The sequence below is a fragment of the Variovorax rhizosphaerae genome (assembly GCF_037889975.1).
Lineage (GTDB): Bacteria > Pseudomonadota > Gammaproteobacteria > Burkholderiales > Burkholderiaceae_C > Variovorax > Variovorax rhizosphaerae.
The window spans coordinates 95,497-117,878 of record NZ_JBBKZT010000020.1; the positions used below are offsets into that span (position 1 = coordinate 95,497).

Annotated in this window: 23 protein-coding genes and 1 pseudogene; 12 read left to right on the forward strand and 12 right to left on the reverse strand. The window is 64.6% G+C overall.

Annotated features, from left to right (window positions below):
• Position 1: 1 nt before the first annotated feature.
• Positions 2–886, reverse strand: coding sequence for a LysR family transcriptional regulator (locus tag WKW82_RS31655; RefSeq protein ID WP_340346782.1), 885 nt, complete (start codon positions 884–886; stop codon positions 2–4).
• A gap of 182 nt (positions 887–1,068) precedes the next feature.
• Here WKW82_RS31655 and WKW82_RS31660 point away from each other — a divergent pair, with 182 nt between their 5' ends.
• The 5 genes from WKW82_RS31660 (at position 1,069) to WKW82_RS31680 (ending at position 8,381) form a co-directional block, all read left to right on the forward strand.
• Positions 1,069–2,229 (forward strand): M20 aminoacylase family protein, encoded by a 1,161-nt coding sequence (locus tag WKW82_RS31660; protein ID WP_340346811.1) that lies wholly within the window; start codon positions 1,069–1,071, stop codon positions 2,227–2,229.
• 48 nt (positions 2,230–2,277) lie between these two features.
• Positions 2,278–3,618: an MFS transporter gene (locus tag WKW82_RS31665; protein ID WP_340346783.1), complete on the forward strand. Its 1,341-nt coding sequence runs from the start codon at positions 2,278–2,280 to the stop codon at positions 3,616–3,618.
• Between the two features lie 136 nt (positions 3,619–3,754).
• Positions 3,755–5,101 (forward strand): MFS transporter, encoded by a 1,347-nt coding sequence (locus tag WKW82_RS31670; protein ID WP_340346784.1) that lies wholly within the window; start codon positions 3,755–3,757, stop codon positions 5,099–5,101.
• A 21-nt stretch (positions 5,102–5,122) separates the two neighbouring features.
• On the forward strand, positions 5,123–6,622 hold the full coding sequence (locus WKW82_RS31675; protein WP_340346785.1) for an aldehyde dehydrogenase family protein: 1,500 nt from the start codon (positions 5,123–5,125) through the stop codon (positions 6,620–6,622).
• A 7-nt stretch (positions 6,623–6,629) separates the two neighbouring features.
• On the forward strand, positions 6,630–8,381 hold the full coding sequence (locus WKW82_RS31680) for a GMC family oxidoreductase (protein ID WP_340346786.1): 1,752 nt from the start codon (positions 6,630–6,632) through the stop codon (positions 8,379–8,381).
• Positions 8,382–8,473: 92 nt separating this feature from the next.
• Here the strand turns inward: WKW82_RS31680 and WKW82_RS31685 are convergent, their stop codons facing one another.
• From WKW82_RS31685 to WKW82_RS31725, 9 genes are all read right to left on the reverse strand, one after another.
• The gene (locus WKW82_RS31685; protein ID WP_340346787.1) at positions 8,474–8,875 is read right to left on the reverse strand and encodes a PaaI family thioesterase; all 402 of its coding nucleotides are present in this window, start codon (positions 8,873–8,875) and stop codon (positions 8,474–8,476) included.
• A gap of 34 nt (positions 8,876–8,909) precedes the next feature.
• Positions 8,910–9,512 (reverse strand): hypothetical protein, encoded by a 603-nt coding sequence (locus WKW82_RS31690; RefSeq protein ID WP_340346789.1) that lies wholly within the window; start codon positions 9,510–9,512, stop codon positions 8,910–8,912.
• The gene (locus WKW82_RS31695) at positions 9,512–10,627 is read right to left on the reverse strand and encodes a phosphotransferase family protein (RefSeq protein ID WP_340346790.1); all 1,116 of its coding nucleotides are present in this window, start codon (positions 10,625–10,627) and stop codon (positions 9,512–9,514) included. Before WKW82_RS31695 ends, WKW82_RS31690 begins: the two co-directional genes overlap by 1 nt.
• 116 nt (positions 10,628–10,743) lie before the next feature.
• A complete protein-coding gene (locus WKW82_RS31700; protein WP_340346791.1) occupies positions 10,744–11,730 on the reverse strand; it encodes a DUF7064 domain-containing protein in 987 nt (328 codons plus the stop codon).
• A 30-nt stretch (positions 11,731–11,760) separates the two neighbouring features.
• Complete coding sequence (locus tag WKW82_RS31705) at positions 11,761–12,744, reverse strand: Bug family tripartite tricarboxylate transporter substrate binding protein (RefSeq protein WP_340346793.1); 984 nt, start codon at positions 12,742–12,744, stop codon at positions 11,761–11,763.
• Between the two features lie 199 nt (positions 12,745–12,943).
• On the reverse strand, positions 12,944–13,525 hold the full coding sequence (locus WKW82_RS31710) for a DUF2889 domain-containing protein (protein WP_340346794.1): 582 nt from the start codon (positions 13,523–13,525) through the stop codon (positions 12,944–12,946).
• A 43-nt stretch (positions 13,526–13,568) separates the two neighbouring features.
• Positions 13,569–13,793: a ferredoxin gene (locus WKW82_RS31715; RefSeq protein ID WP_340346795.1), complete on the reverse strand. Its 225-nt coding sequence runs from the start codon at positions 13,791–13,793 to the stop codon at positions 13,569–13,571.
• A gap of 21 nt (positions 13,794–13,814) precedes the next feature.
• Positions 13,815–15,056: a benzoyl-CoA 2,3-epoxidase subunit BoxA gene (boxA, locus tag WKW82_RS31720; RefSeq protein ID WP_340346797.1), complete on the reverse strand. Its 1,242-nt coding sequence runs from the start codon at positions 15,054–15,056 to the stop codon at positions 13,815–13,817.
• Positions 15,053–16,249: a cytochrome P450 gene (locus tag WKW82_RS31725; RefSeq protein WP_340346798.1), complete on the reverse strand. Its 1,197-nt coding sequence runs from the start codon at positions 16,247–16,249 to the stop codon at positions 15,053–15,055. The genes boxA and WKW82_RS31725 overlap by 4 nt, the downstream gene beginning before the upstream one ends.
• Positions 16,250–16,430: 181 nt before the next feature.
• On the opposite strand from WKW82_RS31725, the gene WKW82_RS31730 reads away from it, so the two are divergent.
• From WKW82_RS31730 to WKW82_RS31750, 5 genes are all read left to right on the forward strand, one after another.
• Positions 16,431–18,221, forward strand: coding sequence for an AMP-binding protein (locus WKW82_RS31730; RefSeq protein WP_340346799.1), 1,791 nt, complete (start codon positions 16,431–16,433; stop codon positions 18,219–18,221).
• A 93-nt stretch (positions 18,222–18,314) separates the two neighbouring features.
• Complete coding sequence (locus tag WKW82_RS31735) at positions 18,315–19,208, forward strand: PaaX family transcriptional regulator (protein WP_340346813.1); 894 nt, start codon at positions 18,315–18,317, stop codon at positions 19,206–19,208.
• Positions 19,209–19,389: 181 nt separating this feature from the next.
• The gene (locus WKW82_RS31740) at positions 19,390–19,632 is read left to right on the forward strand and encodes a hypothetical protein (protein WP_340346800.1); all 243 of its coding nucleotides are present in this window, start codon (positions 19,390–19,392) and stop codon (positions 19,630–19,632) included.
• Positions 19,633–19,642: 10 nt separating this feature from the next.
• A complete protein-coding gene (locus WKW82_RS31745; RefSeq protein WP_340346801.1) occupies positions 19,643–20,185 on the forward strand; it encodes a DUF2889 domain-containing protein in 543 nt (180 codons plus the stop codon).
• A 105-nt stretch (positions 20,186–20,290) separates the two neighbouring features.
• Complete coding sequence (locus tag WKW82_RS31750; RefSeq protein WP_340346803.1) at positions 20,291–20,659, forward strand: hypothetical protein; 369 nt, start codon at positions 20,291–20,293, stop codon at positions 20,657–20,659.
• Between the two features lie 73 nt (positions 20,660–20,732).
• On the opposite strand, the gene WKW82_RS31755 is transcribed toward WKW82_RS31750, so the two are convergent.
• Complete coding sequence (locus tag WKW82_RS31755; protein ID WP_340346804.1) at positions 20,733–21,248, reverse strand: UTRA domain-containing protein; 516 nt, start codon at positions 21,246–21,248, stop codon at positions 20,733–20,735.
• On the opposite strand from WKW82_RS31755, the pseudogene WKW82_RS31760 reads away from it, so the two are divergent.
• A pseudogene (locus tag WKW82_RS31760) lies at positions 21,172–21,514 on the forward strand (acyl-CoA dehydrogenase family protein); the annotation flags it as partial. The gene WKW82_RS31755 and the pseudogene WKW82_RS31760 overlap by 77 nt on opposite strands.
• A gap of 31 nt (positions 21,515–21,545) precedes the next feature.
• Positions 21,546–21,686, forward strand: coding sequence for a LysR family transcriptional regulator (locus WKW82_RS31765; RefSeq protein WP_340346805.1), 141 nt, complete (start codon positions 21,546–21,548; stop codon positions 21,684–21,686).
• Here WKW82_RS31765 and WKW82_RS31770 read toward each other — a convergent pair.
• Positions 21,661–22,382 (reverse strand): IS3 family transposase (locus WKW82_RS31770; protein WP_340346806.1); only part of this gene is annotated, 722 nt, incomplete at its 5' end. The genes WKW82_RS31765 and WKW82_RS31770 overlap by 26 nt on opposite strands.

Below are 22,382 nucleotides of genomic sequence, written 5' to 3' on the forward strand. Positions count from 1 at the left end.
CTCAGTCGTGCATCAACTTCTCCATCAGTTCCCGAACGATCGATAGCGCCGGCGCCTCGGAGCGGCGTGACAGGGTCACGAGGCCGAAGCGTGCCATGGTGGACAGGGGCGGCTTGAGCGGCAGTTCGATCAGGTCGGGCGCTGCCGCGCGGATGGCCAGCAGCAGGGCGTCGCTGTTTCGCGCCACCTCCACCAGGCTGGGAATTTCCTCGCAACGCACGGTGACGCACTCTTGCGGATGCGCGGCGTTGCCGTAGCGCTCGACCATGGCACGCGCCGCCTCGTCGCTCAGGGGCGTCGAGGCGATCGGATACTGCCGCAGCACCGCGAACCGCAGCGCGCCCTTCCAGCGCGTCAATGGATGGCCTGGCCGGCACATCACCGCGCCACGCATCTCGACCAGGGTCGAGATCCGGAGGTCCGGTCCCGGCGACAGCGAGCGCACGTCGACCACCAGCGCATCGAGCTTGCGTTCGCGCAGTGCATGGACGAGCGACGAGGTGTCGCCGCGTGCCACATCGATGTGGATGGTGGGATGCCGTGTGGTCATCTCCATCAGCAGCGGTGTCATCAGGATGGCGCCCGGTCCCGAGCCCATGCCGATGCGCACGGTGCCGCTGCGGCCCTCGCTCATGTTGCGCCCGCTGGCGGCGAGTTCGTCGGCGTCGAACACCAGGTACTTCGCCCGCGCCACGATCTCGCGCCCGAAAGGCGTCACCTCGCTGCGCTTGCCGACGCGGTCGAACAGGGGCTGGCCGAGTTCGTCCTCCAGCGTGCGGATGCTGCGGCTGAAAGCAGGCTGCGTCAGGAAGACCGCTTCCGCGGCACGAGTGAACGAACCGGTTTCTGCCAGGGCGAGAAGATGCCTGAGTTGGACGAGTGTCATGCGCGCGCCTCCTGGATCCATGCGGTGAAGGCATCGTACCCCCAGAAACAATGCATTGGACTGGATGCTTCCGGATTCCTAGAGTTGCGGCATGCCCGAGGTCTTTCGCTTCGGGCCCACCCACACCCGAAGGAAACACCATGTACGACAGTCAAGCAGCAGGGGCCTATCTGGCCAGCGCGATGGAAATGCAGATCGGCGAGTTCATCCGCTTGCGCCGCGACATCCACAGCCAGCCCGAACTCGCGTTCGAGGAGCACCGCACGGCGGCGCTGGTGGCGGCCAAGCTCGAGGGTTGGGGCTATCGCGTCGAGCGCAACATCGGCGGCACGGGTGTGGTCGGGCAACTCGTGCGCGGCAACGGGTCGAAGCGCCTCGGCCTGCGTGCGGACATGGACGCCCTGCCGATCATCGAAGCCAGCGGTACCGAATGGACCAGCCAGCGCCCCGGCGTGATGCATGCCTGCGGCCACGACGGTCACACCGCGATGCTGCTGGCGGCGGCGCGCGACCTGGCGCAGAACGACACCTTCGAGGGCACCCTGAACCTGATCTTCCAGCCGGCGGAGGAGGGCGGTGGCGGCGCCCTGCGCATGATCGAGGACGGCCTGTTCGAGCGCTATCCCTGCGACGCGGTCTTCGCGATGCACAACATGCCCGGCATCGCGCAGGGGCACCTGGTGTTCCGTGAAGGCCCCGGCGCGGCTTCGAGCGACTACGCGACGATCACCTTGCATGGTGTTGGCGGCCATGGCGCGATGCCGCACAAGGCCATCGACCCGGTGGTCGCGGCATCGAGCATCGTCATGGCCTTGCAGACCGTGGTGTCGCGCAATGTCGACCCGCTGCAGATGGCGGTGGTTACCGTGGGTGCGTTGCATGCCGGCGTGGCCAACAACGTGATTCCGGCCAGTGCCACGATGGAACTGAGCGTGCGTGCGCTGGACCGCGAGGTGCGCAGCATGCTGGAGCGCCGCATCAAGGCGATCGTGCGGGCGCAAGCCGAGAGTTATGGCCTGACGGCGGACATCGCCTGGCGCACCGGCTATTGCGTGCTGGTCAATACACCGGCCGAGACCGCGTTCGCGCGCGCCGTCGGCGTCGAATTGGTGGGCGAGGCAGCCGTCACGCCGCAGGGCCCCGCGTTGACGGGCAGCGAAGACTTCGCCTTCATGCTCGAACGGGTGCCGGGCAGCTACCTCCTCATCGGCAACGGCGACGGCGACGGCGACAGCGCCGGTGCCTGCATGGTCCACAACCCCGGCTACGACTTCAACGACGAGAACATCGCGGTTGGCGCGGCGTACTGGTCGCTGCTCGTCGCGCGCTTCCTGTGCGCGTGAGCGTTGCATCACAGCTTGCCATCCATCCTTTCGCGAAAGCCCACGACCATGAACGCCACTGCCATGCCGATCAACCTTGCGCGGACGGCCTCCGCGACCCGGTCGCCTGTTGAGTCCGCGGACCCACCCGCCGCGTCGAGCGCCATCCCGAAGCGGATCGTTGCCGCCACCGTGGCCGGCAACGCGCTGGAGTTCTACGACTTCGTCACCTACGCATTCTTCGCGGTCTACATCGGCAAGACCTTCTTCCCGGCCTCGACGCCGCTCGGGAGCCTGCTGCTGTCGGTGGCCGTGTTCGGCGTCGGCTTTGTCTCGCGCCCGCTGGGCGGCGTGCTGATCGGCGCGTATGCCGACAGGGCAGGGCGCAAGCCGGCCATGCTGTTGACCATCGGGTTGATCACGGTGGGAACGCTCGGCATGACGCTGACGCCTTCCTACGCGGCCATCGGCATGGCCGCGCCCGTCATCGTCGTGTTGTGCCGGCTGGTCCAGGGCCTGGCGCTCGGCGGTGAAGTCGGCCCGTCGAGCGCGTTCCTCATCGAGTCGGCGCCGGCCCACCAGCGCGGTCTCTATGCGAGTTGGCAATCGGCCAGCCAGGGCATCGCGACCTTGGTCGCGGGTGTGTTCGGCGTCGCGATGATCGCCTTGCTGACGCCCGAGGAGCTGCAAAGCTGGGGCTGGCGCGTGCCGTTCGCGGTCGGCCTGCTGCTGGTGCCGATCGCCTTCTACCTGCGGCGCGAGATGCCCGAAACCCTGCACCGCGAAGCCGCTCCTGCCACCAGCGTCGGCATGCGCGGCCTCTGGCACCACCGCAGGATCATCGTGCTGGCTGTGCTGGTGATCCTCGGCGGGACGGTGTCGAACTATGTGGGCAACTACATGACGACCTATGCCATCACGACGCTCAAGTTCCCGCCGTTGATCGCAATGGGCGCCACGGTGATGGTGGGCCTCGCCACGCTGGTGTTCGCGTTGCTGGGTGGCTGGCTGTGCGATCGCTACGGCCGCAAGCCCGTGATGCTGTGGCCCCGCATTGCGACGGCGGTTCTCACGCTGCCGGCGTTCATGCTGCTGATTGCATTCCCGAGCGTGCCGTTGCTGCTGTCGGTGACGACGGTGCTTGCGGCACTGACGGCCTTGAGCGGCGGCGCATCGCTCGTCGCGATCCCTGAACTGCTGCCGCGCGGCATTCGTGCGACCGGCCTGTCCATCGCCTATGCGGTGGGCGTGTCCCTGTTCGGCGGCACCACCCAGTTCGTCGTGACCTGGTTGATCGGCGTGACAGGCAACCCGGCTGCGCCGGCCTGGTATGTCGCGGGCACGAGTGTCATCACGGCGCTGGCGATGCTCGCCTTGCCGGAGAGCCGCAAGCGTGCGCTGGAAAACTGACACAGCGAGACGACAGCTGCACGCATCGCCTTGACGCCATCGAACAAAGACCGGAGAATTCGCAAGCACCTTAATGGGTGACCCAATAAGATCGAATCCTCCGTCGGCATGACGGATTCCAGAACTGGAGACACACATGCAGCCAGCTGTGATGAGAAATACGACCGGCGTGGTCGATTCCGCAACCTCGGAAGCGATCTATCGCAAGGTCAGCTTGCGCTTGATTCCGTTCTTCTGCCTCTGCTACTTCGCGGCGTACCTGGACCGGATCAACGTCGGCATCGCCAAGCTGCAGATGCTCGACCAGCTCAAGTTCAGCGATACGGTGTACGGCCTGGGCGCGGGTCTCTTCTTCATCGGCTACATCCTGCTGGAGGTGCCGAGCAACATCATCCTGAGCCGCGTCGGCGCCCGGATCTGGCTGGGCCGCATCATGGTCACCTGGGGGCTGCTGTCGGCCGCCACGATGCTGGTGCAGACCCCGACGCAGTTCTATCTCGTGCGCTTCCTGCTCGGTGCGGCGGAGGCCGGCTTTCTCCCCGGCATCCTCTACTACCTCACGCTGTGGTACCCGGCCAGGCGACGGGGCCGCATCTTCGGCCTGTTCCTCGTCGGCCTGCCGCTGGCCAGCGTGCTGGGCGGGCCGCTGTCCGGTTGGATCATGACCGCCTTCCACGGTGTGAATGGCTGGGCAGGGTGGCAGTGGCTGTTCCTGCTGGAAGCCATTCCCTCGGTGGTGCTCGGCGTTGCGCTGTTCATGGTCCTGCCCAACAACATTCGCTCGGCCCGGTGGCTGAATGACAGCGAAAGGAATCACCTTGAAGCGGAACTGAAGAAGCATGCCGAGCCCGAGCAGAAGCACGACGCGATGCAGGCATTCAGGGATCCGAAGATCTGGCTGCTCGGGTTCATCGACATGACGATCGCCGTCGCGACCTACATCGTGAGCTTCTGGTTGCCTTCCATGCTGAAGGAGGCCGGTGCGGGCAGTGCCTTCACGATCGGTTGGATGACCGCCATTCCGAGCGTTGCGGCCATCGTGCTGATGCTGGTGGTCTCCGCAAGCTCTGATCGCAGGAAGGAGCGCTGGGGTCACCTGACCGTGACCCTCGTGATCACCGGCATCGCGTTGATCGCAACAGCGCAGAGCACCCACAGCCTCGTGCTTTCACTGGTGCTGCTCACTGTTGCCAACGCATTCGCCTTTGCATCGTTCCCGGTGTTCTGGTGCCTGCCCAGCCTGTTCCTCTCGGGCACCGCCGCTGCCGCGGGCATCGCGCTGATCAATTCGATTGCCAATCTCGGCGGGTTTGCCGCCACCTTCGTGGTCGGGTGGATCAAGGATGCCACCGGCTCGCAGGCCACGGGCTTGATGCTGTTCGGCGGCCTGTTGCTTGTCTCGGCCATCGCGACCTTCCTGTTGCGCGGTGTAGAGCAGCGCGCCAGGGCCATCCAGCCGCTGCCTTCCGTACAGCCCGGTTGAAATGCAACGAGACGAAACCCCATGACCATCTGGCAACACAATCGCGCGCTGGAGGCGGGTTCGGACTTCCTCAAGGGCGGACCGAAGCAGCTCTACATCAATGGCGAGTACAGCGCCGCCGCATCCGGCAAGACCTATTGGGTCAACAACCCGACCACGGGCCAGCCGCTCGCGGAAATCGCCGATGGCAACGTCCTGGATGTCGATCGTGCCGTCGCTGCAGCACAGGCGGCGTTCGAGGGCGACTGGGCGCGGGTCAAGCCGCAGGGGCGGCAACAACTGTTGCTCAGGATCGCGGACCTGGTCGAGCGCCACTATGACGAACTCGCCGCGCTCGACACGCTCAACATGGGCGCGCCGCTGACGCGCACCCGTGCGATGCGCAGCCGTGCCCTCTCGTTGTTGCGCTTCTATGCGGGCCTGGCGACGATGCCGCACGGGGCCACCATTCCCAACTCCGTTCCCGGCAACGTGCTCTCGTACACCGTGAAGGAGCCGGTAGGCGTGGTGGGCGCCATCACGCCGTGGAACGGCCCGCTCACGCTGGGCATCTGGAAGATCGCGCCGGCACTGGCGGCCGGTTGCACAGTGGTGCTGAAGCCGTCGGAACAGACGCCGTTGTCCTCGTTGCGGCTGGCGGAGCTCTGCACCGAGGCCGGCCTGCCACCCGGCGTGCTCAACGTCATCACAGGGCAGGGCGTCGTGGGTGCCGCCTTGAGTGCACACAGGGGCGTCAACAAGATCACCTTCACGGGATCGACCGACGTGGGTCAACGCATCATCGCGGCGTCCGCGGGCAACGTGAAGCGGCTCTCGCTGGAGCTGGGCGGCAAGTCGCCCAACATCGTTTTCGCGGACGCCGATCTCGACCTGGCCGTACCGGCGGCCGCGATGGCAGTCTTCGCCAACTCCGGGCAGGTCTGCAGCGCCGGCACGCGGCTGTTCGTGCAACGGCAGGTCTACGACGAGTTTGTCGAACGGGTCGCCGCCTTCGGAAGTCAACTGGTGGTGGGAGACCCGGCCGATCCGGAGACGAACCTCGGTCCCCTGGTTTCGGAACGGCACCTTTCGAAAGTGGTCAGCTACCTCGACATCGGCCATGCCGAGGGTGCACGCGCACTGTGCGGCGGCGAGCGCTGCACCTCCGAGCCTTTCGACTCTGGCTACTTCGTGCGGCCCACGGTCTTTGCAGACGTCACTGACGAGATGCGTATCGCCAGGGAAGAGATCTTCGGCCCGGTGATCTCCGCGCTTCCATTCGACGACATCGACGAGGTCTTGCGGCGCGCCAACGATTCCGATCTCGGCCTGGGCAGCGGTGTCTGGACGAAGAGCCTGAAGACCGCGCACAAGATGTCGCAGGGCCTGCGCGCCGGTTCGGTCTGGGTCAACTGCTACCAGGCGATGGACGCTGCCGTTCCCTTCGGCGGCTACAAGATGAGCGGGTACGGGCGCGAGTCCGGCCTGGAGCACATCGAGGAGTTCCTCGAGACCAAGGCCATCTGGCTGAACATCGACTAGGCGGGCCATGCACTCCGATTACGACTACGTCATCGTGGGCGGCGGCTCGGCCGGCTGCGTGCTCGCGGCGAGGCTTTCTCAATCGCCTGGCGTTCGCGTGCTGCTGTGTGAGGCGGGACAGGATCTGCCGCTTGACAATATCCCGCCGTCGATCCTCGACAGCTATCCCGGCACGGCCTATCTCAACCCCAACTTCATGTGGGCGGGACTGCGAGCGCGGCCCACCGCGGACAGGCCGGCGGGCAAGTACGACCAGGCCAGGATTCTCGGCGGCGGCTCTTCGATCAATGGCCAGTTCTTCAACCGCGGCGCGCCTGCGGACTATGACGAATGGGAACGCCGTGGCGCCGCGGGCTGGCGCTGGGACACCGTGCTGCCGTATTTCCGCAAGACGGAGACGGACCTCGACTTCGATGGCGACCTGCATGGCAAGGCGGGCCCGATCCAGGTGCGGCGCATCTTTCCCGAGCAGTGGCCGGGGCATGCGAAAGCGGTCGCCAAGGCGTTCGAATCCCAGGGCTTCAAGTACCTCGAGGACCAGAACGGCGCTTTCACGGACGGCTACTTTCCGATCGCACTCTCCAACAAGGACGAGAAGCGGGTGTCGGTGGCGACCGCCTACCTCACTGCGGAGGTGCGCGGCCGCAGGAACCTCACGATCGCCACAGAGACCACGGTGACCCGGCTGATGTTCGATGGCACGACATGCACAGGCGTCGAATTGCACACGCGCGGCCAGATCGAGTCGGTGCGCGCCAGGGAGGTCATTCTGTCCGCCGGCGCCATTCATTCGCCTGCCATCATGTTGCGCTCCGGTATTGGCCCGGGCGACGAACTGGCCGGGATGGGCGTGCCGGTGGTCAAGGCGCTCCGGGGCGTGGGCAAGAACCTGATGGAGCATCCTTCCATCGCGCTGGCGTCGTACATCAAGCGAGCGCACCGGATCAGCGGCCCGACCCGTCATCACATCCGGGTCGGCTGCCGGTACTCGTCCGGCATCGGCGGCGGGCCTTCGGGCGACATGCTCATGCTCGGCGTGACCAAGACATCGTGGCATGCGGTGGGTGAGCGCATCGGGACGCTTCTGACCTACATCAACAATCCGTTCTCCGCCTCCGGCGAAGTCACGCTGGACTCGCCCGACTGGCGGCAATTTCCCAGCGTGTCACTCGGCATGCTCTCGGACGAGAGGGACGTCGAGCGCTTGACCGATGGCTTCGTGCGCATGGCCGCACTGCTGGCATCGAGTGCGCTCAGTGCCATCACCGAGCATCCGTTCCTCGCCTCCTACGGTGAGAAGGTGCGCCAGATCGGCATGCTCAGCAAGCGCAACAAGGTGCTGACCGATGTCCTGGCCGCATGCCTGGATGGCCCCGCGCCATTGCGCAAGTTCCTGTTCGAGAAGGTGATTCGCGATGCGCCACCGCTGGGCGATCTGTTGCAGGACCCCGCGCTCCTGCGCGGCCACATTCGCAAGTCGAGCGCCGGTGTCTGGCATGTGTCCTGCACATGCCGTATGGGCGCTGCAAACGATCCTGGCGCCGTGACCGACGCGGAAGGACGCGTTCATGGCGTCCAGCAGCTGCGCGTGGTCGATGCATCGATCTTTCCGGTGATTCCTGGCGCCAACACGAATGCCCCCACGATCATGGTGGCCGAGAAGATCGCGGCCGGGATGCTGGGTGAACTGGTCAACGCGAAGATCCGCAAGCCGGCGCTCGCCATGGCGGCGAATTCAGCGATGGCCGCGCATTCCTGACGATGCACGCATGATGGCGGGCATGAGTGGCATCCTTGAGGTGCCGCCTTGCCCGCAGAGGTCTGCTGATGGAGTGTCTCGACATTTGATGGTCACGCTGCCGCGTCGTTCGGCGCCTGCAGGATCGCGAACGTGCCGTTGGCCGTCGCCACGATCCGCTCGCCTGCCCAGATGCGGCACTCGACATTCGCCAGTGATCGGCCGCGATGCACGACTTGGCTTTCGCTGCGCAGCAACCCACCCGAGCCTGGCCGAAGGTAGTTCATCTTGGTCTCGACAGTGACTGCGCGCTCTCCTCGTGCCAACACTGACATGAGGGCCTGCCCCATGCAGGTATCCGACAGTGAAAAGGTCACGCCACCGTGCGCCACGCCGTTGGAGTTGAGATGTTCAGGGCGCAGCGGCACCGTACAGGACGATCGGCCCTCGCCTGCAGACTGCAGTTGCATGCCGAGGTGCGTGGAAAACGGGATCTGTTCGATGTGGACGGCCATGGATCAATTCCGTTGCTTCACCGGCATCCGCTGCTCAGGTCTCATTGACAATTGGCCTCGCTGCCGCGATCGGCGAGTCTCGTGAGGTGTTGGCGTGCGCGGTGCTTCCACCCGGGAAGCTGAGAGCCTCGGAAAGCGGCAGGACCTCGTGTGAATCCGCGTCAAGGCCGAGCGGCAGATACCAGGAGCGCTCGAAGGAGATGCGCGTCTTGCTTGCGCGCAGAACGCAGGTTTCGATGTTCCTGCGCGTTGACGCGGACATTTGCGGCGCAGCTCGCACTGCTTCCGCGACGGCCGCGGCCAGACCCTCCGTGGCGTTGCGCAGCGTCGGCGGTGATGCGTTGCCTTCTGCCAAGACTCTCTCGCCGTGTTCCAGGGCGGTGCCGGGCGCCACGGACCGAGCCATGATGGAAGCGGGGATGACAGCCATCACCTGCCTGGCCAGGTCCATGTGATGGCGCAATTCGAACAGATCCCGTTCATGCAAGTGATCCAGGCGTTGAAGCACGAACTCGAGATATTCGACCGTGAGCCGCAACTGGTCGCGCGCCTGGGCGTGCTTCGGGTCCACCACGGGTGCGACGACATCAGTGAGCGCCCGTACCGCAGCGCGCAAGCCGACATGGGTGTGATCCATCAGAGGTCTCCTTCAAGCAGTTCACAAAGCTCGTGGGCGCCGATTGGCGCGATGGCCTTCAGGCGTGCCAGCAAGATGTCCTGGTGGGACTTGCCGAGTTTGGCGACCCGATACATGGTGGCCATGGTGGTCGTGACCACCTGGAAGCAGTTGAGCACCCGGTACCAGCGCAGCCGCTGCGGGTCCACGGTGAGACCGGACGCCTTTTCGTAGCGTTCGTAAAACTCCTCCAGTGGAATCAGGCCACAGACCAGGTAGGTCTTGCCGTCTTCGGCGAGGTGCCCCTTCTCGCGCTGGGTCATCCAGGCAAGGTCCCGGTGGCGATCTCCAAGATGGCCACGCTCCCAGTCCAGCCATGCCGTGATGTTGCCGGAGGCCTCGTCGAACAGGAAGTTGCCACTTCGAAAGTCGCCATGCACGATGCTTGCGCGATCGAGCACCGGCAGGTTGCGTTCGAGCCAGTTGGCGGCGACGTCCATCAGGGGGTAGTCTTCGCCTCGGTCTTCCTCCCAGACGCGCCGCGCGCGGTTCAACTGCCAACGGGCGGCCTCCTGTGAGCCGACCGAAGGGAGCTCCATGCTTTCGAAATGCATGCTGTCGATGTCGGCCGTGTGGATGATCGCCAGGTCGCGCAGGAACTGCGGCGCGAGAAGTTGGCGCAGGCGCGGCCCGAAGTTGGTGCCCAGGCCCACGACCTGGCCGGCGCTTCCCGACCGGGGCTTTGCCACGCCGTGGACGAATGTATAGATGATGGCGGGCTCCGGAAACCAGCGCGCCTCCCGATCGATCCAAAGTATGGTCGGAACGGGCAGCAGGTCTTGAAAGGCGTCCAGCAACTCCGCTTCCCGCACACGACTGGTGGTGTTGGAAGCTTCGGAGGGATCCATCCGGATGACGAGATGGTCGCTGCACGCACCTCGTCCCGGGGCGTCCCAATCCAGTACGAACGCGACCTGCACTTTCGAAGCGCCGCCTGTCAGCCATTTCGGCTCGCGCACGGTGAAGTCACCCGTGATGTTGGCTGAAAGCATTGCGTGAAGCCATCGCGTCATCTGCTCCAGGCTGACTTGCCGGTACGGGGGACCGCTGCGTCGCTGCATCTTGCGGGTCAACAAGATGTCGGTCTCAGGCTCCGTGGGGAAGCGCCTGCGCAGGTCAGCGATGAAGGCTGGCGAGGGGGCGTCACGGTTGTCGAAGGCGCAGGCGCGCTCCGCGTCATACTCGAGTGTGCTCATGCGTGGTCTCCTGCCAGCCGTTCGGCGAGGTACGACAAGCCGAACAGCTTGCCGTGACCGCCATGGCCAATGTGGTTGAGGTATTGATAGCGCATCAATGACACGAATGCCGCGATCGATGGATTGACTGAACCCATGGGCCGCGTGCCGATCGTCGAACCGAAGAACTCATGCTTGCGACCTCGGGTGTCCGTGACAACAATGCGGTCGCTGATCGCGAGCATGTCGACTGTCGTGGCTTCGACTTGCGCCGCCACGATGGGCGTCACGACGCCGTGCTCGACGAGGAATCCGGAATTGAGTCGCTCGTAGCGCACGTGGCCGGAAGCAGTCACGTCGAGGGTCATGGTCAGCCACATGGCCATGGCGTCGCCACAGTTCACGGAAATGTAGGAAGTGGCCCGGTTCGGGGTCTCGTTGCGCGGACCCCAACTGCGGTCCATGCCTTCATGGCAGTCGACTTGATACTCGACCCCGCGCAGCGTGAGCGTGCCGCGAATCCGGCCTTTCAGGTCGAAGTGGCCATGCGACCAGGCATCACCGATGCGTGAGTCCGTGGCATGTGCGGCCAACTGTTCGACCATCGGATTCTCCCGCGGGTCGGTCGGGTCATAGGGATGATGCAGCCCTTGCAGATGCAAGTCGAAGCAGCAGTTACCGAGCTTGTGCTGATAGCGGAAGCGCCAGTCCGTCAGCGACTCGGCATGCACAGACAATCCGTTCTCCAGCGTGAAACTGGCGTAGGACGCGGGGCACGGCAGATGGATCTGCGGATCGCAGAAATCCACTTCGTACGGCCGGCGACGTACGCCTCGCGCGACCACGACCGAGGACATTGCCACGCCCAGGTTGGGCCGTGCCAGCACGTAGCAAGTGCCGTGCAGCGCTGCCTCGGGGACGTTGAATGCGAGATAGGTGGTTTCGGTCCAGATTCTGTCGGCGGGGTCGCGCGGATGGAACTCGGTGTCGGAGGCTTGAATCATTGTGTGGCCGTGATGAAAACCTGCTGTGGATCAGGGAGTGGTCTTGCTCTGCTCCACGAGCGAGAGCATCCTGCGGGCGGCCTCGGCGTCCTGGCGCAAGGAGGCTGCGAACTGTGTCGGCGATTGAAGGTCGGGGATGATGCCCAGGGTCTGCATGCTCTTTCTGGCTTCTTCCGTGTCGAAGACCGTGGCTACAGCCGAATGGAGAAGGGCAATCTTTTCAGGTGCGACGCCGGCCGGCACGAGGAACCCGTACCACACGCTCGCTTCCAGGGGTGACCCCAAGACTTCGGACAAGGTGGGTGCGTCGGGGAAGCGCGCCAGCCGCTCTCTGGAGCCAACCGCCAAGACACGGAGGCGTCCGTTCTGAATCAGCTGGTCGGCGGCCGGAAGCGACACGATGCTTGTCAGGACTTGCCCGCCGATCAGGTCCGTGAGCGCCTGGGTGGATGACTTGTACGGCACTTCCCTGAGCTGGAGGCCGGTCGTGGCCTTCACCGTTTCCATGAACAGCTGTCCTGGCGAGCCATTCCCGGTGGATGAGTAGGTCGCCTTGTCGGGATGGGCCTTGGCGTAGTCGCGCAACTGCGCAAAGCCCTTTACCGGCGAATCCGCTGCAATGATCATGACCAGTGGAACACTGCCGATCCGTGCCACGGGCGCAAAGGCCTTCAGCACGTCGTAGGGTGGCGGCTGCAGGCTCAGCGGCGCGACCATAAAAGGCGGGTTTGCATTGGCCAGAAGCGTGTAGCCGTCCGCCGGAGAGCGTGCGGCCGCCTGGGTGCCAATCAGGCCGGTCGCTCCTTCCCGGTTCTCAACCACCACCGGGTTCTTCAGCTTTCCTTCCATGCCATGCGCGAAGCTGCGCGCCAGCAGATCGACGCCGCTGCCGGCGCTGTATGGCACAAGCATGCGCACGCCGCGCGAGGGATAGACCTCGGTCTGGCAATACGCCTGCACGGACACCAGGGCGCTTGCAAGCGCGACGAGGATCGTTCTCATCAGGACGGACATCGCAGTCTCCTTTGATTCGCCGTGGTTCATTGATCTGCAGCAGCCAGCTGTCAGAGCAAGGCTTCACGTCATTAATGGGTCACCCAATGAATGTTGCGCTCAAAGGCTGACAGAGTCAAGGAGAAAGTGACGCATGCCAGTATGGGCAACGGGCATTCGAAATCCGGGGGGCGCGATACGACGGGCCCGCGTTGATCGCCTACTTCATGCGGTTCAGCGGCTGCCAGCCATGGAACTGCGGAAAGTGCTTCTGGACGAGTGGCCCGTTGAAGTCCCACGACATGCACTTGCCGAGGTGGTAGGGCGGCCGATCGACTTCGCCAACCGGTTCACCCGCTTGCCTGCGCAGCAACTCGTGGTGGGTGGGGATGGTCTGGAAGGCGGCCGTCGCCATGTTGAACATCAGTTCGCGCAAATGGGTGCAGCCCTTGATGCCGCCCAAGTGCTTCTCCAGCGTGGCGCGCCAGCCCGGTCCCATCGTGCAACCCACGAGTTGCTGCATGGGATGGGTTGCCAGCGCGCACTCCGTTTGGGGCTTGCCATTCATCGTCGCAGCGATCTCGCGGATGGTCAGCGTTTCATCCAGCGTCGCGCGGATCGCCATGTTGTGGATGAGCGTTTCCGGGGGGAGGGTGCCCAGGCCGGGCGACGTGAAGGGGTAGGCCTTGGCATCCGTCAGCTCGGCCTCGATGTCCCACAGCCCGTCATGTCGGTGATAGCCCCGGAACGTGATCCTTCGCGTGTGAAGTGGCGTGCGTTCGACGGGTGCGGGCAGTGACATTCGGGGCTCCGATTCAGTAGGGACGTGGTTCGATCGATGCAGTTCAACCTTGGCCGCTTCCCGCTTCGGTCATTTCCTCGCGAATGATCTCGATCGCGCATTCAGGACAGTTGTCCGCCGCGAGTTCCGCGAGGCTTTCCAGCGCGACCGGTATGGCCGCCAGTCGCGCACTGGCGTAGCCGGATGCATCGAGCTGGAACAACTGGGGCGCGATCCGGGTGCAGTTGTTGTGGCCCTGGCAAAGCTCGGTGGAGACGTGCAGTTTCATGGTGGGGCTTTCGTGTGATGGTCAGTAGGTCTCGACGTGATAGCGGCCCGCGCTGCGCATGCGGTCGCGAATGCGAAGCCAGTCGAGACCGGCGGTAGCACAAACTTCGGCCAGGGCTTCCTCGACGCCTTGCTCCATTCCCTTCAAGCCGCAGACGTAGAAGTGCGTCAGGTCGTCGCACAAGAGAGCAGAGAGAACGGCCGCCGATGCGCGGATTCGGTGCTGGACGTGGGTCTTCGGGCCATCGGCCAGCCGCGAGTAGCAGAGGTCGCGAAGCACCGTGGCGGCGGGCAGTTCTTCCAGGTAGCTGGCGTAAGGCATTGCCTGCGGCGTTTGCGCGCCGTAGAACAGCAGGAGCTTGCCCGACGACGATTCGGCCGCCATCTGTCGGCGCCGTTCGATGAAGCCGCGGAAGGGGGCCACGCCGGTGCCGGAGCAGACCATGAGGATGTGGGCCGCCGGATCGTTGGGCATGAGGAAGGTGGCGCCGAAGGGGCCGGTCACCTCGATGCTCGCGCCAACAGGCAGGTCGCACAGATGGTTGGAGCACAAGCCACCCGGCACACGCTTCACCGTCAGGGCCACGGTGTTCGGCTCGCCTGCTTCGCCGCTGCGGGGACTCGCGATGGAGTACTGCCGTACCGCATGGCGCTTGCCGTGGTCGTCGGTGCCCGGCATGACGATACCGAGGCTCTGGCCTTCCAGCACCGGGAACACGCCATCGGCAAAGCGCAGCACGATGTGGCGGACGTCGGTGTCGGATGCCGCTGCCGTCAACTGGACATTGGCCACGACGGTCGCCGTGGCCGGCTGGTTGCGCTTGAACGCATTCACCACGGGCCGGCTCGCAGAGGCCGGCGCGGCGGCCTTGACCATGAGGGCCTCTGTCGCTTCGCTTGCGGCGACCACCGGCGGCTCGATCGGCGAGGGGACCAGGCGCGCCGCATTCGTCGCGTCGATTGCAAGCCCGGCCTGCTGCGCCGGCAACTGCGCCCAGCTGAACTGTTCATCTACGCTGTACGCCGAGCTGACATCGTGCCAATTGGCGATGGCCCCTGTCGGGCAAGGGTCGAGGCACTTGCCGCAGCCCGTGCAGACATCGAACAGCACGGCGTAGTTGTCGTCGTTGTGGACGATGCCGCCGTGCGGGCAGGTCTCTTCGCAGGTATTGCAGCGGATGCAGACCTCGGGGTCGATCAGGTGCTGCCGCATGACAGCGACCTTCGATGAGACGGGCAGCGCCGCGAAGGCGGTGGCGGTCATTGGTCGACTCCGATGTGGACGTGCTCGGGGCCGCGGGTCTGTCCGGTGCTCCACTCGACGGCATCCGGGTCGGTCAGGTGGAAGTTCGGCATCACGCGCAGCCATTCCTCCAGTGCGACCCGAAGCTCCAGCCGTGCCACGTTGGAGCCCAGGCAGCGATGCGGACCGGAGCTGAAGGTGAGGTGCCGGTTGCGCTTGCGATCGAGCTTGACGACATCGGGGTCTTCGAAGACTTCCGGGTCGCGATTGGCGGCGGCCAGCGGCAGGATCACGCGCTGCTGCGCGGCGATGCAGCGCCCGTGCAGTTCGACCTCTTCGCTGGCCAGGCGCGCGATCGACACGGGTGCATAGGCTCGCAGCAGTTCCTCGATGGCGGTGGTGCGCATGATGCCCGGATCGGCCAGCAGCGTGGCGCGGTCCTCGGGGTGCGACGCGAGGTGCCACAGGCTGGCGCCCATCGCGCTCCAGGTGGTGTCGGCACCCGCCAGCACCAGCAGGAAGAGGCTGCCCAGCTTGTGCTTGCGGGACAGCGGCTGGCCGTCCAGCGTGGCGTGCCCGAGGTAGCTGATGATGTCGTCGCCAGGCTTGCGCGTGCGTTCCTCCAGCAGCTTCTCGAGGTACTGCAGCTTCTCCTGGATGACGGCGCTGCGCACGGCCTGGTCGAGCGGCCCGAGGCGGATCAGGCGAACCACCCAGTCGACGAACCGGTCGCGCGCGTCGGCTGGCACCTTCAGGATCTTGGTGATCACTGCCAGCGCAAGCGGCATGGAAAAGTCCGAGACGGCGTCTCCGTGGCCACGATCGGCGATGGCCTGTGCAAGCCGCCGTGCCTCCTCGCGAACAAAGGGCTCCAACTGGGCCACACGGTCCGGCGTGAAGTAGGGCGCCAGCAGGTCGCGGTGCGCCTTGTGATCCTCCGGATTCGAAGTAAGGGGCGGCATGAACAGCTCGCGCCCGATGGCGGGAACCGGGCCGGCAACCTCGATGGCACGCGAAGAGTAGTGCTCCGGGTCCTGCGTGATGTCGCGGATGTCGTTGTACTTCGTGACCATCCACGACCCGCCGCCGAGTTGGCTGTGCGCGACCGGACAGCCGCCACGCCGCATCGCCTCCCAGACCGCGTGCGGATCCTTCGCGAACTCCGCCCCGTAGATGTCGTAGCCATCGTGGCCATGCGTTGCCTGGTCATTCATGTCGGTTGCCTTTCAGTCGCAGGTGCTGCGGTGAGATTTATACTACATATAATGTCGAAGCACGACATGACATGTAGTATGAAATCAAGCTACGGGAAAGTCAACAAGCGGCGCGGCCACTCGAAAGGCATCCTGAAAAATAGGCTATTGACGTGGAATCCCCGAGGTGTTCATACTACACATGAGTCGAAACAAGATTGGCGTATGTAGCATTAATCCGAAACCCGAAAGAGGAGACAACGATGAGATCGAGCATCAGCACCGCAGCGGGGCAGCACCCGGCGCCGCGGTTCGTGGCCTTTGCCAACGCGTCAAAGGAGGCTGCAGCATGAAGACGGCGGCGGAGTCGAACCCTTCCTACTGGCCTGCGGACACTTCCGAGGCGGTGCTGGATGTGACGCTGGGCGACTTGTTGCGACAAGTTGCTTCCGAAGTCCCCGATTGCATCGCACTGGTGGAAGCCGTGCCCGTGGCGTCGGAGCGCCGGCGATGGACTTATCGCGAACTGCTGGCGGGGTCCGAGCGGGTCGCGCGCGCCTTGCTGGGACGCTTCGCGCCGGGCGAACGCGTGGCAGTCTGGGCGCCGAACTGCGCCGAGTGGATCTTCCTGCAGCATGGTGCAAGCCTGGCGGGCATCGTTCTGGTGACGGTCAATCCGGCCTTCCTGCCCAACGAACTGGAGCATTTGCTCAGGACGTCCGGCGCCAGCGGCCTCTTTCATGTCGACGTCTACAGGAAGAACGACATGAAGGCTGGCGTCGAGGCGGTGCGGCAGCGCCTTCCCCATCTTCGCCATGCCATCTCGTTCTCGTCGTGGGAGAGCTTCCTCGCGGAAGCCCGGCCCGATGTGCAGTTGCCGCATGTGAGCCCCGTCGACACGGTGCAGATCCAGTACACCTCCGGCACCACCGGCTTTCCGAAGGGCGCCTGCCTGCACCATCGGGGCATCGTCAACGCATCGCGCTATGTGGCGTTGCGGGCGGAGTTCCCCGTTGGCGGCGTTTGGGTCAACGCCATGCCGCTGTTCCATGTGGGCGGTTGTGCGGTGACTGAAATCGGCGCCCTGGCGCAACGTGGGACCTTCGTGCTCCTGCCCGCGTTCGATCCCGGCGAGATGCTCGAGATCATCGAGAGCGAGCGCGGCAACATCGCGCTGCTGGTGCCCACCATGATTCTTGCGATGCTCGAGCATCCGGACTGCAAACGCAGGGACCTTTCGAGCCTGCAGACGGTGCTGTCCGGTGCGGCGGTCGTTCCTGCGGCGCTGGTGCGCAGGACGATGGAAGCCTTCGGCTGCGCGTTCTCCATCCTGTTCGGCCAGACGGAAGGCAACGGCGTCTTCACGCAAACAAGGCTGACGGATTCGCCCGTGCAGCAGTCGGAGACGGTGGGCACCCCCTTGCCTTGCCTGGAGATGAAGATCGGCGATCCGTTGTCGGGAGAGATCCTGCCGGCGGGAACGCCCGGCGAGATCTGCGTCAGGGGCTACCAGGCGATGAGCGGCTACTGGGACATGCCGGAAGCCACGGCCTTTGCGCTGCGCGACGAGGGATGGCTGCACACCGGCGACATGGGCATGATGGACGCACAGGGCTACCTGCGGGTCACCGGCCGCCTGAAGGAAATGATCATCCGGGGCGGTGAGAACATCTATCCGCGCGAGATCGAGGATGTGCTCGTGGGCCACCCGGCTGTGGGCGACGCCACCGTGGTGGGCATGCCGGACGAGAGATGGGGCGAAGTGGTGGTGGCGATCATCCGGCCGGTATCGCCGCAATCGCCGCCCGCGGAAGACGAGTTGCGAAACTGGTGTCGCGAAAGACTCGCCGGCTACAAGACGCCGGTTGCCTGGCATTTCGTCGAAGCCTTCCCGCTCACGGCGTCCGGAAAGATCCGCAAGCACGTGCTGCGAGAGCAACTTCGGAGCGGAGAACTGGAGACGCTGCCAGTCCCGGTGGAGGCCAAGGCCTGAAGGGGCCTCTCGACTTGCGCCGGCTGCTGCCTAGGCCTGTTGGCGTGTCTTCCTACAATGCGCTGCGCCACAGGTTCAGACGCAAAGGACGGTATGCCGCCAGCCGGGAAAGCAAGACAGGAATCACCTCGACAATCTGACGCCTCATCGGCGGCGGGGCCTTCGGATCGCCTCAATCCGGGCAGCGCCCGCTCGCTGCTGCTGACCTTGCTCGGCGAGTTCGTGCTGCCACGCAGGCGGCCGGTCTGGACATCGACCCTGGTGCATGTGCTGGTCGGTGCCGGCATCGTCGAGAAGTCTGCGCGGCAGGCCATTGCGAGAGCATCGGCCACGGGCTGGATCAATGCGCATCCGGTGGGTCGCCAGACCTGCTGGACCCTGACCGAGCGCGGTCGGCGCGTCATTGATGAAGGTGCGCAACGCGTGCTGTCGATGAGCCAGCGAAACACGCCGTGGGACGGCCGTTGGCTGGTGCTCGTGATGGCGTCACCCGAGGGCGACCGGGCACTTAAGCTCAAGGTGTCGCGGGCGCTGCACTGGATCGGCTTCGGCAATCCGATCGCCGGCCTGTGGGTGAATCCCCATTCGGAGCGCGAGGAAGAAGCCAGACGCGTGTTGCAGCAACTGGAGATCTCGGCGTCGACCTTTGCTTTCGTGGGGCCGTCGTCGCAGATGGGGATGACCGACCGGCAGGTTGTCGAGCGATCCTGGGACCTGGACACCGTGTCGGTTCACTATGACCTGTTGCTCAGTCGCTTCGGGAGGCTGCGCCCGAGCGCAGGGGATTCGATGCTGTTCACCCATGTGCAACTCGTCAACGAGTGGCAGCGCGTCCCCTTCGTCGATCCGGGGCTCCCCTTGGTTCTCTTGCCGCCGCGGTGGGGCGGAAAGGAAGCGGTCACGCGTCTCGAATCCTTGCGGGAGCAGTGGAGCGAGGAAGCGCATCGACGCTGGGACGAACTAGCCGGAGTCGTGCCGACGGTTTAGCAAGAATGCGTTTGCGCATTGGCGCGGTTGAGGGGTCACGATGGCGAAGCTTCGCAAGGCGCCGTCCGCCCTGACTCTCGACGAAGGGAGCGTATGAAAACTGGGGGAGTTGCCCCCGGAGCTAGCCTTCTTACCCTCTCTCTCTCTCTCTCTCTCTCTCTCTCTCTAGGAGTAGGTCATCATGAACGTGCAGTGGACCATGCATGCGCAGAAGCATGGAGGCGCTGATCAAGTCGCTCTCGTGACGCTCCGCCGTCCAGTGGCTGCCGCGACTGCCAGCGATTTCGGCCAGTCGATCCGTGAGGGACGCGAACTTCTCATTGCCTTGCAAGGGACCGTCACCGTCGGGCGCGGAGGTCACGCGATGCGGTACAGACCGCGCTGCGTCCTTTTCGGCGACAGAATGGGCATCCATTCGAAGTGAGAGTCCCGATATGCCCCTTTCACAACCGGCCACCCGTCGAGAGCTTCACCATCGCATCATCGACATGCGGGCGTATGCCCGCGACGATGGTCTGTACGATGTCGAGGCGCATCTCGTGGACACGAAGCCCTGCGACTTCGTGCGGATCAGTTCTTCACGTCCGGTGCCGGCTGGCCAGGCACTGCACGACCTGTGGATCCGCATGACGGTCGATGGCAACTACACGGTGCAAGCCATCGAAGCCGCTTCGGACATGACGCCGTACGGCATTTGCAAGGAAGCGGAGAACACACTGTCCGTGCTTGTCGGCGAGCGACTAGCGAAAGGCTGGTCTTCCAAGGTCAAGGAACGTCTGCGCGGGGCAGCCAGTTGCACCCACCTGATGGAAATGCTGATCCCGCTGGCCACGACGGCGCTGCAAGGAATTCGCGGCGCGGATCCAAAGCGTCTCGAGAAGGCAAGCGGGCCCGAGGCCGAAGTCAAACTTGACAGCTGCTATGCCTATGGGCGCAGCCGGGAGGTCGTGCGACGATTCTGGCCGCAGCACTATTGACCGCCCGAGCAGTCTTCCTCCTAAGCGACGCATGAAGCTGCGGCAGTTGCAACGCCGTGTCGATGGGATTTCCAGGAGAAGCTTGCCGAAGCGTGCGTCGGCGGCGTGGACGTCTACTACGACAATACCGCGCGCGCGATCAGCGACGCCGTGATGTCGCACCTCAAGGTGGGGGCGCGCATCATCGTGTGCGGCACTGCGAGCGTGGCCAGTTGGGATCCGCCGCGTGTGTGTCCTCGAGTGGAACGTCAGATGCTTGTCAACCGTGCGCGGATGCAGGGCTTCGTGATCTTCGACCATCCGGAGCACTTCGACAGCGCCCGGATGGACCTGATCCGCTGGATCCAGCAGGGCAGGATCCAGTATCTGGAAGAGGTTCTCGAAGGCATCGAGCAGGCGCCTGATGCGATTGCGGGGCTCTACCGGGGAGAAAACCTCGGCAAGCGCTTGATTCACCTGGGAGAAATGACGTGAATCCATCCAGGATTTCTCATGACGCGCATCGCCAGAGCCGAGCCGCACAAGGCGCGAGGAACCCCATCGGTCCTCAGGCGCGCGCGCGTGCTCCGGACTTGGGCGCGGCGCTGACGGCACCGGGCCTTCGATGGGCCAGGCGCCGCCCCTCGGGTGTTCGAGAAGAACCGGTGGATGAGCCTGCCGCCGCGTCTTCGCCGCCGTTCAGCAGCGTCGTGATGTCGCGATCCACCGAGAAGCGCTCGGCCCGATACAAGTTCTGTCCCAGGAAGACGATTTGCTCTTCGGCCGAGAGGAACACGCGTGTGACTCGCGCGGCAGGGCTGCCGATGGGAACCTGAAGGTGCGTCGCATCTTCGTAGTTCAGCGCCGTCACAGTGATGCGCTCCTTGCCAGCAGCGAGGGGGGCTTGGCATGGTCCCGTACCAGACGGCTCAGCTTGACCTTCGTTTCGGCATTTGCCGGAATGCGCCTGTAGATGGCCAGCGAGACATAGTTGGAAAACCCACCAAATGTTTACAACCTGTCCGACCGAACGCAGCCGCCTTCTGGCCGAGCGTGTGGAAACCTTCGTTCGAGAGACTGTCATCCCGTTCGAACGCGATCCGCGCTGCACCGCCCACGGTCCCACCGAAGAACTTGTGGGGCGAGTTGCGGACCAACGCGCGCGACGCCGGCCTGCTGACGCCGCACAACCATCCAGACGGAGGCCACCTGAGCCAACTGGAGACCGCGGCAGTCTTCAAAAGCTCCGGCCTGTCGCCGCTGGGGCCGGTGGCGCCCAACACGATGGCGCCCGATCGCCGGCAGGCCTTTGCGGTAGGTTCAGTGCCAGTTCCCACGTCTAGAACCCGCCTCCAACGAGCAAGACATGACATGACATGACATGAAACACCTAAGCGATTTCTCGGGTCGACTGCTGAATGCTTTCATAACCTTGGTTGACTGCGGCCAGTTCAAGCTGGCAGCGGAGCGTTGCAACGTCTCGCAGTCTGTGCTGGTCAAGTTTTTTCAGACACTGCGATAGGTTGTTTAATTGCCAATTGCTGCTCGAAGGCATTGGGCGGCAAGTTGCCCAGTTTGGAGTGCAGGCGCACGCTGTTGTAGAAGCCCACGATGTAGTGGGCGATGTCGGTCATTGCTTCGCCATGGTTGGCGTAATCACGCTGCCAGACCCGTTCGGTTTTCAGGCTCAGGAAGAAGCGCTCCATCACCGCGTTGTCCCAGCAGTTGCCCTTGCGGCTCATGCTGCCGACCAGGCCGTGGCGCGTCAGCAGCGCCTGGTGCTGCGCACTGGCGTACTGGCTGCCGCGATCCGAATGAACGATCAGCCCCGGCGCGGGCTGGCGCTGCGCGATGGCCAGTTGCAGCGCCGCGCACACCAGTTGCGCATGCATGCTCGGCGCCATTGCCCAACCCACCACCTTGCGGGCGTACAGATCCAGCACCACCGCCAGGTACAGCCAGCCACTGCGCGTGCGGATGTAGGTGATGTCGCTGACCCAGGCCTGGTTGGGACCACTGGGGTTGAAGCGCCTGTCCAGCACGTTGCTTGAAACCGGCAGCGTGTGCTTGCTGTCTGTGGTGTGGATGAACTTGCGCCGCCACAGCGCGCGCAACTGTTGCTGGTGCATCAAGCGTCGCACGCGGTGACGCCCCACGCTCATGCCCTTGGCCTGCAGCGCCGCACTCAGCCGCCGGCTGCCGTAGACCCGGCCACTGG

Bases quoted from the DNA above. Each gene is read 5' to 3' on its own strand.
- WKW82_RS31655 (WP_340346782.1), bottom strand. From the start codon at position 886: ATGACACTCGTCCAACTCAGGCATCTTCTCGCCCTGGCAGAAACCGGT.
- WKW82_RS31660 (WP_340346811.1), top strand. From the start codon at position 1,069: ATGGAAATGCAGATCGGCGAGTTCATCCGCTTGCGCCGCGACATCCAC.
- WKW82_RS31665 (WP_340346783.1), top strand. From the start codon at position 2,278: ATGAACGCCACTGCCATGCCGATCAACCTTGCGCGGACGGCCTCCGCG.
- WKW82_RS31670 (WP_340346784.1), top strand. From the start codon at position 3,755: ATGCAGCCAGCTGTGATGAGAAATACGACCGGCGTGGTCGATTCCGCA.
- WKW82_RS31675 (WP_340346785.1), top strand. From the start codon at position 5,123: ATGACCATCTGGCAACACAATCGCGCGCTGGAGGCGGGTTCGGACTTC.
- WKW82_RS31680 (WP_340346786.1), top strand. From the start codon at position 6,630: ATGCACTCCGATTACGACTACGTCATCGTGGGCGGCGGCTCGGCCGGC.
- WKW82_RS31685 (WP_340346787.1), bottom strand. From the start codon at position 8,875: ATGGCCGTCCACATCGAACAGATCCCGTTTTCCACGCACCTCGGCATG.
- WKW82_RS31690 (WP_340346789.1), bottom strand. From the start codon at position 9,512: ATGGATCACACCCATGTCGGCTTGCGCGCTGCGGTACGGGCGCTCACT.
- WKW82_RS31700 (WP_340346791.1), bottom strand. From the start codon at position 11,730: ATGATTCAAGCCTCCGACACCGAGTTCCATCCGCGCGACCCCGCCGAC.
- WKW82_RS31705 (WP_340346793.1), bottom strand. From the start codon at position 12,744: ATGTCCGTCCTGATGAGAACGATCCTCGTCGCGCTTGCAAGCGCCCTG.
- WKW82_RS31710 (WP_340346794.1), bottom strand. From the start codon at position 13,525: ATGTCACTGCCCGCACCCGTCGAACGCACGCCACTTCACACGCGAAGG.
- WKW82_RS31715 (WP_340346795.1), bottom strand. From the start codon at position 13,793: ATGAAACTGCACGTCTCCACCGAGCTTTGCCAGGGCCACAACAACTGC.
- boxA (WP_340346797.1), bottom strand. From the start codon at position 15,056: ATGACCGCCACCGCCTTCGCGGCGCTGCCCGTCTCATCGAAGGTCGCT.
- WKW82_RS31725 (WP_340346798.1), bottom strand. From the start codon at position 16,249: ATGAATGACCAGGCAACGCATGGCCACGATGGCTACGACATCTACGGG.
- WKW82_RS31730 (WP_340346799.1), top strand. From the start codon at position 16,431: ATGAGTCGAAACAAGATTGGCGTATGTAGCATTAATCCGAAACCCGAA.
- WKW82_RS31735 (WP_340346813.1), top strand. From the start codon at position 18,315: ATGCCGCCAGCCGGGAAAGCAAGACAGGAATCACCTCGACAATCTGAC.
- WKW82_RS31740 (WP_340346800.1), top strand. From the start codon at position 19,390: ATGAACGTGCAGTGGACCATGCATGCGCAGAAGCATGGAGGCGCTGAT.
- WKW82_RS31745 (WP_340346801.1), top strand. From the start codon at position 19,643: ATGCCCCTTTCACAACCGGCCACCCGTCGAGAGCTTCACCATCGCATC.
- WKW82_RS31755 (WP_340346804.1), bottom strand. From the start codon at position 21,248: ATGACAGTCTCTCGAACGAAGGTTTCCACACGCTCGGCCAGAAGGCGG.
- WKW82_RS31765 (WP_340346805.1), top strand. From the start codon at position 21,546: ATGAAACACCTAAGCGATTTCTCGGGTCGACTGCTGAATGCTTTCATA.